The sequence below is a fragment of the Bacillus sp. RHFS10 genome, from assembly GCF_016757475.1.
GTDB classification, from domain to species: Bacteria; Bacillota; Bacilli; order Bacillales; family Bacillaceae; genus Bacillus; species Bacillus subtilis_G.
In genome coordinates, this window is record NZ_JAESPO010000001.1 from 1287979 (window position 1) to 1299736 (window position 11758).

At 45.4% G+C, this 11758-nt stretch carries 10 protein-coding genes and 1 riboswitch; of the genes, 1 reads left to right on the forward strand and 9 read right to left on the reverse strand.

Features of this window, described 5'->3' with window-relative positions; genetic code table 11:
* Window positions 1-10: 10 nt before the first annotated feature.
* Complete coding sequence (locus tag JMN17_RS06155) at window positions 11-886, reverse strand: YicC/YloC family endoribonuclease (RefSeq protein WP_202327690.1); 876 nt, start codon at window positions 884-886, stop codon at window positions 11-13.
* Between the two features lie 81 nt (window positions 887-967).
* Window positions 968-3640 (reverse strand): calcium-translocating P-type ATPase, SERCA-type, encoded by a 2673-nt coding sequence (locus JMN17_RS06160; RefSeq protein WP_202327691.1) that lies wholly within the window; start codon window positions 3638-3640, stop codon window positions 968-970.
* A 119-nt stretch (window positions 3641-3759) separates the two neighbouring features.
* On the opposite strand from JMN17_RS06160, the gene rqcH reads away from it, so the two are divergent.
* Complete coding sequence (gene rqcH, locus JMN17_RS06165; RefSeq protein WP_202327692.1) at window positions 3760-5472, forward strand: tRNA modification protein RqcH; 1713 nt, start codon at window positions 3760-3762, stop codon at window positions 5470-5472.
* 244 nt (window positions 5473-5716) lie between these two features.
* Here the strand turns inward: rqcH and sirC are convergent, their stop codons facing one another.
* From sirC to JMN17_RS06200, 7 genes are all read right to left on the reverse strand, one after another.
* A complete protein-coding gene (gene sirC, locus JMN17_RS06170; RefSeq protein ID WP_202327693.1) occupies window positions 5717-6205 on the reverse strand; it encodes a precorrin-2 dehydrogenase in 489 nt (162 codons plus the stop codon).
* On the reverse strand, window positions 6186-6971 hold the full coding sequence (gene sirB / locus JMN17_RS06175) for a sirohydrochlorin chelatase (RefSeq protein WP_087992107.1): 786 nt from the start codon (window positions 6969-6971) through the stop codon (window positions 6186-6188). Before sirB ends, sirC begins: the two co-directional genes overlap by 20 nt.
* A gap of 2 nt (window positions 6972-6973) precedes the next feature.
* Window positions 6974-7747 carry a uroporphyrinogen-III C-methyltransferase gene (gene cobA, locus JMN17_RS06180; protein WP_087992108.1) on the reverse strand — a complete coding sequence of 258 codons (774 nt, stop codon included), beginning with the start codon at window positions 7745-7747 and terminating at the stop codon, window positions 6974-6976.
* Window positions 7748-7849: 102 nt separating this feature from the next.
* The gene (gene cysC, locus JMN17_RS06185) at window positions 7850-8437 is read right to left on the reverse strand and encodes an adenylyl-sulfate kinase (protein ID WP_202327694.1); all 588 of its coding nucleotides are present in this window, start codon (window positions 8435-8437) and stop codon (window positions 7850-7852) included.
* Window positions 8438-8449: 12 nt separating this feature from the next.
* On the reverse strand, window positions 8450-9598 hold the full coding sequence (sat, locus tag JMN17_RS06190) for a sulfate adenylyltransferase (protein ID WP_087992110.1): 1149 nt from the start codon (window positions 9596-9598) through the stop codon (window positions 8450-8452).
* 48 nt (window positions 9599-9646) lie between these two features.
* Window positions 9647-10711, reverse strand: coding sequence for a sulfate permease (cysP, locus tag JMN17_RS06195; protein ID WP_087992111.1), 1065 nt, complete (start codon window positions 10709-10711; stop codon window positions 9647-9649).
* 11 nt (window positions 10712-10722) lie between these two features.
* Window positions 10723-11424, reverse strand: a complete 702-nt coding sequence (locus JMN17_RS06200) for a phosphoadenylyl-sulfate reductase (protein WP_148961866.1) — start codon at window positions 11422-11424, stop codon at window positions 10723-10725.
* Between the two features lie 154 nt (window positions 11425-11578).
* Window positions 11579-11684, reverse strand: a riboswitch (SAM riboswitch).
* Window positions 11685-11758 lie beyond the last annotated feature (74 nt).

An 11758-nucleotide genomic window follows, 5' to 3' on the forward strand; every position in this document is an offset into this window, starting at 1 on the left:
CGCACAGTCACTATTCTATATTTTGCACTTGTTCTTTTATTTTTTCAATAGAACTTTTCATTTCGACGACAAGCTTTGTGATCTGATGATCATTTGCTTTTGAGCCGATTGTATTTGCTTCCCGGTTCAGCTCCTGAACGAGAAAATCGAGTTTGCGCCCGACAGCTCCTCCACCAGCTAATATATCACGAAATTGGGCGAAGTGGCTCTTCAGCCTGGTAATCTCTTCAGAGATATCAGAGCGGTCTGCAAAAATAGCGCATTCTGTTACAAGCCGGCTCTCGTCTAACACGTCTTCAGTCCATTCTTTTATTCTGGCGTACAGCCGTTCCCGGTAGCGAGATACGACATCGGCTGCCAGCAATTCAGTTTCATTCACCAGCTCTTCAAGCTGATCAATATGCATCAGGCAGTCTTTTGCTAAAAGCAATCCCTCTTTTTCACGCATTTCACAGAGCCCTTTTACCGCTTCCTCTGCAGCAGCGGTGATTAACGCCTCCAGCTTGTCATTTTGCATCTGTTCTTCATGAATCTGGACGACATGGTCAAGCTTAAAGAAATCCATTACTTCAGGCTCTGCAGCCAATTGATACCGCTTCTTCATATCTCCCGCGGCTGCGACATATTCATCGAGCAGCGGCCAATCAATTTCAAGCCTTTTCTCAACAAGCATATCGCTGTCAATGGACACAAAAAGTTCAATTCTTCCGCGCTGGATATGCTGCAGAATGGTCTGTTTCAGTTTATCTTCAAAATATAGCAAAGGCCTTGGCAAACGAGCGTTCACTTCTTTAAATCTATAGTTCACAGATTTAAGTTCAACGCTTACAGAGAGATCATCTTGTGTTTTGCTTGCACTGCCGAAGCCTGTCATACTTCGTATCATTTTAAAACACCCAATTCTTCCCTGTTCTATAATAAAAGGGCAATAGACATGCTATTACCCCTAAGATTATATCATATGAATTTATTTTTTTCTTGTCAAAAGTGACCCAGCTAGCAAAAAAGTAGGAATGGCGGACATGCCGATGACGAGCATCCAGTCTCCCGGTGTGATGGCTACCGTATGAAAAATCGGCTGAAGCGGCGGATAGTAGATGACGACAAGCATCAGCAACATAGATGACAATACTGCGCCTATTAAGTACAGGTTTTCAAACGGATTTCTGGAAAAAACAGAGGTCTCGCTGCGACAGTCAAAAACGTGAATCAGCTGAGCCAGCACCAATGTTGCAAACGCAATCGTCTGGGCGTAAGCCAAATTCTCCGGATTCCGGTGATATACAATGATAAACGCTAAAATAGTGGCAGCTCCGATTAAAAATCCTCTGGAGACGACCTTCCATCCAAGCTTGCGGGCAAATACCCCTTCTTTCGGATGACGAGGCTTCCGCTTCATCACGTCTCCTTCCGGCTGATCCATGCCGAGCGCCATTGCCGGCAATCCGTCCGTCACCAAGTTGACCCACAAAATCTGAATCGGCACGAGCGGCAAAGGAAGGGCAAGCAGCATCGCAAACAGCATGACAAGGATTTCTCCGACGTTAGAAGCCAACAGGTATCTGATGAACTTTCTGATATTCTCATAGATGTTTCTGCCCTCTTTTATCGCTGACTTGATCGTCGCAAAATTATCATCCGCGAGAACGAGGGATGACGCTTCTTTGGCCACATCTGTCCCGGTAATGCCCATAGCGACTCCGATGTCAGCTTGTTTAATGGCAGGGGCGTCATTGACGCCGTCTCCCGTCATCGCCACAATATGCCCGTTTTCCTGGTAAGCTTTCACGATTTTCAGTTTATGTTCAGGAGAAACGCGTGCAAATACATACACATCCTCCACCACATGAGAAAGCTCTTCTTGAGAAAGTTCATTCAGCATCTGGCCGTCCATGATTTTGCCGCTTTTCGGAAGGAGGCGCAAGTCTTTCGCTATCGCTTTAGCGGTCTCCAGATGATCGCCTGTAATCATGACAGTCTTGATTCCCGCTTCACGGCATTCTTTAATCGCCTGTCTGACTTCCGGCCGCGGCGGATCAATAATGCCTGAAAGGCCGAGCATCGTCAAATCTTTTTCCGCCTGCTCCATAGACGGTGTTTCACCTGCTTTAATCGGCTTGTAGGCAACTGCTATCGTTCTGAGCGCCTGGGATGCCAAATGTCTTAATACCGACTCTGTTTCTGCTTTTCTCTCATTAGAGAAAAGAGCCGCTGAGCCGTCATAATAAATACGGGAAGAACGCTGCATCAGCACATCCGGTGCACCTTTTGTAATGATATACCGTTTTCTGTCCTGATCCTCTACAATGACAGTCATCATTTTGCGTACAGAATCAAACGGAAACTCATCAATCACCCGATAATGAGATTCAACAAACTCCTTAGAAAAACCGCCTTTTCTCGCCGCGGTAAGCAGCGCCCCCTCTGTCGGATCTCCGTCAAGCACATATACGCCGTCTCTTTTCTCAATATTGGAGTTGTTACAAAGCGCTCCGAACAGCAGCATCTGCTGAAGCGGCATATGCTCATTGACACTGATCTCTTTTTCGTTCAGTGTGAAGCTTCCATTCGGTTCATAGCCGGCCCCTGTTACTCTCCATGTTTTTCCTCCGGACCAGACATGTGTCACCGTCATTTTGTTTTGCGTCATTGTCCCTGTTTTATCTGAACAAATGATAGATGCACATCCAAGCGTTTCAACCGCAGGGAGCTTTCTTACGATTGATTTTTGCTTAATCATCCGCTGTACGCCAAGTGACAGCGCCACTGTCACAATCGCCGGGAGCCCCTCCGGAATAGCAGCTACAGCCAGCGACACACCCGCTAAAAACATACTGTACAGATCATGGCCCTGAATGACACCGACAGCAACGACAAGTACCGTCAGCAGCAACGCAACAACAATTAAAATCTTCCCGAGCTGCTCCAGTCGTCTTTGCAGCGGTGTTGACAGTGTCCCCGCCGATTCAAGCATATCGGCAATTTTCCCCATTGCCGTATTCATTCCTGTTCCGACGACGACCCCGATACCGCTGCCGCGGGTCACAATCGTTCCCATAAATGCCATATTCGTAATATCACCGAGCGAAACATCCGGTTTTTTTAATTTGTCGGCATGCTTCACAACCGGGATTGATTCCCCGGTCAGCGCTGATTCTTCTATTTCAAGGCTTTTCGCTTCAACAATTCGAACGTCCGCGCCAATTCTGTCACCACTTGTAAATTTCACAATATCCCCCGGCACAAGTTCTTTAGAAGGAATCTTTATCCAGCTTCCTCCCCTGAGCGCCATGACATGTGGTGTTGAAAGCTCTTTTAAAGCCTGAAGAGATTGCTCAGCACGCCTTTCTTGAAAGAAACCGAGTATGCCATTCACAAACACAATCGCAATAATCGCAACCGCGTCTACGTATTCACCAAGAAATCCTGAGATTAACGTTGCCGCCAGAAGCACAAGCACCATAAAATCTTTGAACTGCGCGAAAAACAAGAGAAGCGCTGATGTTTTTTTCCCTTCTGCTAGCTCGTTTGGCCCATGCTTGTCGAGGCGTTTTTTCACCTCTTTTTCTGTTAATCCTTGTTTCATGGACGTATTGGTTGCCTCTAGTAAATCTGTTTGCCCCATTTCATGAAACTTCATTCCGCTCGTCCACTCCCCTGCTCTTATAGAGATATCACTCTATAAGCATGCTTATTCTGACTCGTCCCATTTCATGCTATAATTATCGAATGCAGGAAGAATGAGAGGGTGTATTGCATATGTCGTTTGATGGCATGTTTACATACGGAATGACACACGAACTTAACGAGAAAATCATGGGCGGGCGAATTACGAAAGTCCATCAGCCATATAAGCATGATGTGATTTTTCACATTCGCGCGAATGGAAAAAACCAAAAACTATTATTATCGGCACACCCGAGCTATTCACGGGTGCACATCACGACGCAAGCTTATGAAAACCCAAGCGAACCACCAATGTTTTGCATGCTGCTGAGAAAGCATATCGAAGGCGGATTTATCGAGAAAATTGAACAAGCGGGCTTAGACCGCATTATGATTTTTCATATTAAAAGCCGGAACGAAATAGGCGATGAAACAGTTCGGAAGCTTTATGTGGAAATTATGGGACGCCACAGCAATATCATTTTGACAGATGGAACTGAAAATCTGATCATCGACGGACTTAAGCATTTATCTCCGTCAATGAACAGCTACCGTACAGTACTGCCCGGCCACGATTATAAGCTTCCGCCGGCACAGGACAAAATCTCGCCGTTCGAGGCGACAGAAGATCACATTTTGCGTCATCTCAGTTTTCAAGAAGGTCGGCTTGATAAACAAATTGTCGACCACTTTTCAGGTGTGTCTCCGCTCTTTGCCAAAGAAACGGTCCACAGAGCGGCTCTGGCCAACAAAGTCACACTGCCAAAAGCGCTGCTGGAGCTGTTTGCGAAAGTAAAAGAACACCGATTCATTCCAAACATTACGACTGTAAATGGAAAGGAATATTTTTATCTGCTGGAGCTGACTCATTTAAAAGGTGAAGCGCGCCGGTTTGATTCATTAAGCGAGCTGCTCGACCGTTTTTATTTCGGAAAAGCTGAACGAGACCGCGTTAAACAGCAGGCACAGGACCTTGAACGGTTTGTAGTCAATGAACGGAAGAAAAATGCCAACAAAATCAAAAAATTAGAAAAAACACTGGAGTATTCGGAAAACGCGAAGGAATTTCAGCTATACGGGGAGCTTTTAACTGCTCATTTATATAGGCTGAAAAAAGGTGATAAACAGGCTGAGGTCATTAATTATTACGATGAAAAAAGCCCGACAATCACGATTCCTTTAAATCCTAACAAATCGCCTTCTGAAAACGCACAGGCCTACTTCACGAAGTATCAGAAAGCAAAAAATTCGGTCGCAGTTGTCGAGGAGCAAATCAGGCTGGCACAGGAAGAGATTGAATACTTTGATCAGCTGATTCAGCAGCTTTCATCCGCTTCTCCTCGAGATATTAGCGAAATCAGGGAGGAGCTTGTAGAAGGCAAATATTTACGCCCTAAGCAGCAAAAAGGACAGAAAAAACAAAAACCGCACAACCCGGTTTTGGAAACATATGAATCCTCTTCGGGCCTGACAATTTTAGTTGGTAAAAACAACCGCCAAAATGAGTATTTAACGACAAGAGTCGCAGCCAGAGACGATATTTGGCTTCACACGAAGGATATTCCAGGCTCCCACGTTGTGATCAGAAGCAGCGAGCCGGATGAGCAAACAATCATGGAAGCCGCGACGATTGCTGCTTATTTTTCAAAAGCTAAAGATTCAAGTTCAGTGCCTGTAGACTATACAAAAATCAGGCATGTTAAAAAACCGAACGGCGCGAAGCCCGGCTTCGTCACCTATGATAGCCAGCATACCGTCTTTGTTACACCTGATGCTGATACTGTCATCAAGCTGAAAAAAAGCTGAACCGCATGGATAAAGAAAAGCCAGAGCTTTGTATGCTCTGGCCAGCGTGTCGACAAACCCTCGCATTCGTTGTCAGGCCTGCGCGTCGGTGCTCACGAATTCCGACATTCGCTACGCTCCGATGCTCGTCCTTCCTAGACTTCAAGGGTTTTCAATCACGCTGAAAAAACGACAAAACCCTAAAACGAAAACCGTTTTAGGGTTTTGTCAACAATCTGAAGCCAGAGCATTTGTATGCTCTGGCTTATTTCTTTCTTCTCGTCTGATAAAGTCTGTCAACTTCAGCGACAAAACCGCCGTCAATCAGCTCACCCACTTTTTCAGCCAGCTCCTTTGTGTGCTTTGGGCTGGCTCCGTTTGTAGAAACAGATACCGTAACATGCCCTCTTTTTACGATTTTCGGTATGTACACATCGCCAAGCTCAGCATCACTGACACAATTGACAAGCTGAAATGGCGAAGCGGTTTGAGCAATCTCTTTGTTGACTGCCGCATTATCCGTTGCGGCTATAATCAAAAACGCATCGAGATAATCTTCTTTTTCAATCGTACGTCTGACCCATCTGATGCGGCGATTGTCTGCCATCTGCTTGATTTCCGGTTCAACATCCGGACTGACAAGCGTAATATCAGCTCCCTCTGAGAGCACCGTTTCCAGTCTTCTGAGAGCGATGCCGCCGCCTCCTGCAATGACAACCTTTTTCTTCTCCAGGCTAATATGCAGCGGGAGCATATGAACCTCCGTCAAAATCAAATTGTCCTTTAGGGTTTGCAGCGGTTTCGCTCACACGATTCAAAAATGCGTTTTTCACGTGAGGGTGGAAACCGATATAGGAGGAGAGATAAACATTCGGATTAACAGCTTTTAATTCCTGAAACTCTCGTTCGATTTCATTCATCAGCATGCCCGTAAAAAGCAAATAGGGAACGATAAAGGTTGTTATGCCGTCATCTTCTTTAAGTTTCGAAAAAATCTCTTTGTAATTCGGGCCGCATGCTGTCAAAAAGCACGGGATGACCTCCTTGACCGGAATCATATTTTGGAGAAGGTTGGCAATACCGGTTACATCTCTTTTGACTTCGGGATCTGAACTTCCCCTTCCGATGAGCACGACTCTGGCATTTTCATACGGAACACCTATGTCTTTCATTCGGTGGTATACGGCTTTGACTACTTCTTCGTCAATTCCGATCGGCCTTCCATATGAAACGCGGACCGAAGGATACCGAGATGCGGCACGCGCAATTTCTTCCGGAATATCATGTTTTGCATGCGCAGCTGTTAAAAGAAGCAGAGGCACCACTGCGATATGAGTGGCGCCTTGTTTCACACATGCTTCAAACCCTGTCTCAATTGTCGGCTCCTGAAGCTCTAAAAAGCTGATTTCCTGTACAGGCGCAGAGACGTGCGCCTTGCATCCTTCCAAAAAGGCCGCGGCTTCTTGCTGCGCCTTTTTCACCCGGCTGCCGTGGCCGACATATAAAATTGCTTGTTTCATTTTTACAACGCCTCGCTTAAATCTTGTTTTTTCAGTTCAGACTCAAACCATTCCAGCTTATAGTGATAATTTACAACATTTCCAACGACAATTAAACTCGGATTTTTAATGTCCTCTTTTATCACCGTTTCTGAAAGGGTATCAACTGTACAAAAAACAGTTTTTTGCTTGTCCGTTGTTCCCCAGTGAATAAAGGCTGCCGGCGTAGATCCGTCCCGGCCGTTTTCAAGGAGCTTTCTTTCAATCTGCTGTATGTTTTTGATACCCATATAGATAACAAGTGTATCAATTCCTGTAGCCAGCGCTTTCCACTTTTCCTCAAAATCCTCTTCTTTTTTATAATGACCCGTTACAAAAGCGACGTTAGAGCCCGCATCACGATGAGTAACAGGAATCCCGGCATAGGCAGCTGCCGCAATTCCTGACGTAATGCCGGGGATGATTTCAAACGGAATTCCGTTTTCTGAGAGGCATTCCGCTTCTTCTCCCCCTCTGCCGAACACAAAAGGGTCTCCGCCTTTCAGTCTGACAACGGTTTTTCCTTTTTGCGCATACTTCACAAGAAATCGATTGATGGTTTCTTGCTTCATCGTATGAAAATCTGGAAGCTTCCCGCAGTAGATCAGGTCTGCTTGCTCTTTGGCATATTGTAAAATCTCTTTATTTACTAATCTGTCATATAAGATGACATCAGCTTTTTCAATGGCTTTCAGCGCTTTAATTGTCAGCAGATCAGGGTCTCCGGGACCCGCTCCTACAATATATACTTTCCCCATCGTATTTCCCCCGATCTATTCGAGTTCTTCCAGAACATTCGCTGTAATGTTGTTCTCGCTTGCATTCCGGCACCTGAGAAGAACACAGCAGATCATACTAGCTCAATTTTTTTTGACAAACTCGATCAGCTGGTTTTTACACGTTTCACGGTCATGCTGTCCTGAATCAAGAACAAGCTCCGGTGCTTCCGGCTCTTCATAAGGAGAATCAATTCCTGTGAAGAAGGGAATTTCCCCGTTTCTTGCTTTTTTGTAGAGCCCTTTCGGATCTCTTTGTTCACAAATATCGAGGTCGCATTTAATGTATACCTCATTGAATTCGCCTGCTTCTACAAGCTGGCGAACCTGTTCTCTGTCCTCGCGGAAAGGAGAGATAAAAGCAGTGATCACAATGGTGCCCTGCTGAACAAACAACTTTGCCACCTCTCCGATTCGGCGGATGTTTTCTTTACGGTCTTCATCTGAAAAACCAAGATCCTTATTTAAGCCGTGACGGATATTATCCCCGTCCAGCACAATGACTTGGTAGCCCAGCTCAAACAATTCTCTCGCAGCGGCATTGGCAATGGTTGATTTGCCTGAACCGCTTAACCCTGTCAGCCAGAGAATAGAGCTTTTATGCTTGTTTTTTTGCTGGTACTCCTCTTTTGTAATAGAGGCTTCATGCCATACGATATCGCGATTTGTCACTGCCAGTCCTCCTTAAAATACGCCTGCTTCTTCTTTTTTCTTCATCCCTTTGATTAACACTTCTACGACTTCTGCGCGGCTGAATTCAGCAGGCGGCAGCACACCGTCTCTCAGCATGCCTCTTACCTTAGTGCCTGATAAAATCACGTGATGCTCTCTGCCGTGAGGGCAAGTTTTCGCGGTTCCCATATTCCCGCATTTTTCACAGAAGAAGCTGTGCTCGAATTTCAGCGGTGTAATCCCGAGCTCTTCAGGTTTAAATGTGTCAAACAGCTCCTGTGCTTCGTATGTTCCGTAATAGTCACCTACACCCGCGTGATCGCGGCCGACGATGAAATGCGTGCAGCCGTAGTTCTTTCTGACAAGCGCGTGGAAAATCGCTTCTCTCGGTCCTGCATAACGCATCGCCGCTAAGAAGACGCCGAGGAACACGCGGTCTTTCGGATAATAATTGTCAAGAAGCACTTGGTAGCTTTCCATCCGCACATCAGCTGGGATGTCATCAGATTTTGTTTCACCTACCAGCGGGTTTAAGAACAAACCGTCTACTGTTTCAAGAGCCGTTTTTTGAATGTATTCATGTGCTCTGTGAACAGGATTTCTTGTTTGGAAACCGACAATTGTTTCCCAGCCATTTTCCGCAAACTGGCGTCTTGTTTCTGCCGGTTCAAACGTAAATTCAGGGAACTGTTTTGAAGCTTTTTTAATCAATGTGATCGGTCCGCCGACATATGTATCGCCGCGGCTGAACAGCTTTTTAACACCCGGGTGTTCCTGATCATCGGTTTTGTACACATTGACCGCTTCTTTTTGTTTGTCTGGCACGTACAGGTCTTCAATTTGGATAACGCCGTATGTGTCTCCTTCATACGTTAACTTTACCGTTTCACCGACTGACAGTTCAGCTGCTTTTTGCGCGCCTACCGGGAGCGTGATCGGCAGAGACCAGACAACACCGGAAGAAAGACGCATGTTTTCCACAACAGATACGTAATCCTTTTCATTAAAGAAGCCTTCGATCGGGCTGTAGCCGCCGATTCCAATCAACTCTAAATCGGCAAAAGAAATTAAATCAAGTTCAATTTCTTTTTGAATGCTGCTTACATCAAATGATTCATCTACTCTGTTTACTAATGTTCCTCCGTGAGGTGCTAAACTCATAATATCTATTTCCTCCTAGTTAACATATAAAAAAACTCAGATTAATGATCAGATTCCCCCGCCTTGTTCGTGGACAGAGCGTCTCTCTTTACGTATGGCCTTCATCAGGCTGACGGCACCGACCGTCGCTAAGAGCACGCTTACCATAATAAAGATTGAATAATAATCCGCTTTTAAAAACAAGGATACAAGCATATAAGAAATCGATAAAGATAAAAACGGCGATACAATCCATACCTTCAGCATCGTTTGAACAACTTGTTTATGGAACACATTCGGACCGTTTTTTGCCATGCCTATTCCGATAATAGACGATGAAGTGACTTGCGCCAAAGGCACCGGCATCCCAAATACCGAACTGATGATCACCAGTCCCGCTCCCGTACCGGATAAGAGAATGCCTTCTCCTTTTGAGAATCTCGTAATTTTCTTCCCGTTTGTTTCTAACACACGCCGGCCTAATAACAGCGCGCCAAGAGCAACAAACGCTCCTCCGTACAAAGTTCCTTTCGCGACATCCAGCACACCGGCCGCCACTAACGGGCCAACGGCATTCGCCACGTTGTTCATGCCGGCAGAGAACGCTTCGAAAAATCCGGCACCTAACAATGCAATGCCAAGGAATTTTTGCTTTTTAGAAGATTTAATTTCAATCTTAAAATAACGAAACAGCTTAAATACGAAATATGTGAAGCCGAAAGCGAACAGCGGGACAAAAACCCAAAACGACACAATGACCAGAAGGCTGTTCACAAACAATACTTTGTAAGCGACTCCCACGCCGACAACAGCACCGACTGTTACTTCACTTGTCGACAAAGGAATGCCGAGCAGATTAGCCGTAAAGAGCGACAGCGCAGCGGCTCCAATAATAATGCAAACAATCGTCAGTGTAATCGTCTGCTCGGGGATAATTCCGGAACTGATGGTTTTTACAACCTCCCCCCCGCCAATGACCGCCCCAGCTAGCACACCGACTGCGCATAGGATCAAAGCGTAGGTTTTCTTTCTGATGGCTCCAGAGCCGTAAGCAACTCCCATCGAAGCTGCAGCGCCGCTTGCACCAATATTCATCGCGAAAAACAAGCTAAATAAAATAGCGGCTAGTTCCATTTTGCAGCTCCTTATTCATGCAGTCCGCATTCTGTTTTCGCCATGCCATTCCATCTGCCTGAGCGTAAATCCTCTGCAGTAAAAGCAGGAGCCGTACAAGGCGCGCATCCAATACTTGGATAACCTTGGTCATGAAGCGGATTGTAGTCCAGCTCATTCCGGGATGTGTATCTCCAAATATCTTTCCAAGTCCAATGGATAAGCGGGCATACTTTTACTGATTTGAATTTTTCATCTTTGTTTAAGAAATTCGTATTGGCACGGCTTGGCCCTTGATCGCGGCGCAGACCGGAAAGCCAGGCCGGATGTCCCGAAAGCGCCTCTCTTAAAGGAACGATCTTTCTGAGATAGCAGCATTGATTCGGTTCTCTTTCCCACAGTTTGTCACCATATTCACCGGCTTGCTGTTCAAGGGTAAGGTCTGGTTTTTTCAGGATGATATGAAGACCAGGATAACGCTCTTTCACTCGTTCAATCGTTTCATATGTTTCTTTAAAATGAAGCCCTGTATCAAGAAACACAATCTCTGCGTCTTTTTTCACTTTATAAATTAAGTCAATCAGAACGATTCCTTCAATTCCGAAACTGCATGCATAAACAAGCTGATTGCCGTAATGGCCGTATGCCCACTTTAAAACTGACAGCGCTCCTTTATAAGGATCGTCTTCCGGAAACGTAATCGTTGGTTCTTCCCAATTATCGTACGTTAACATTTCTTCTTTCCTCCTTTCGGAGACAACAGTAGCTTTCTGCTGGTTGTCTTTTACCAATTGTAATGCGCGGCTGCGGTTATTGCAGTCAGCCTTTTTTCCTCTTAAAATAAAAAACTTTCAATCCGGCGGAAAGAAAGACAGGAACAGCATGTAGCCCTTATCTTTCAAAATGGAATTCATTTTGCTGGAAGTAGCACCTTACAAACTGTGCAGGTTGCCGGGCTTCATAGGTCCAGTCCCTCAGCCGCTCTTGATAAGTTTTTAGATTTGTAGTAAATTTTAGCACAATTCTAACATAAGTCAACCCGACTTTTTTTATAGGATTAATAAAAAA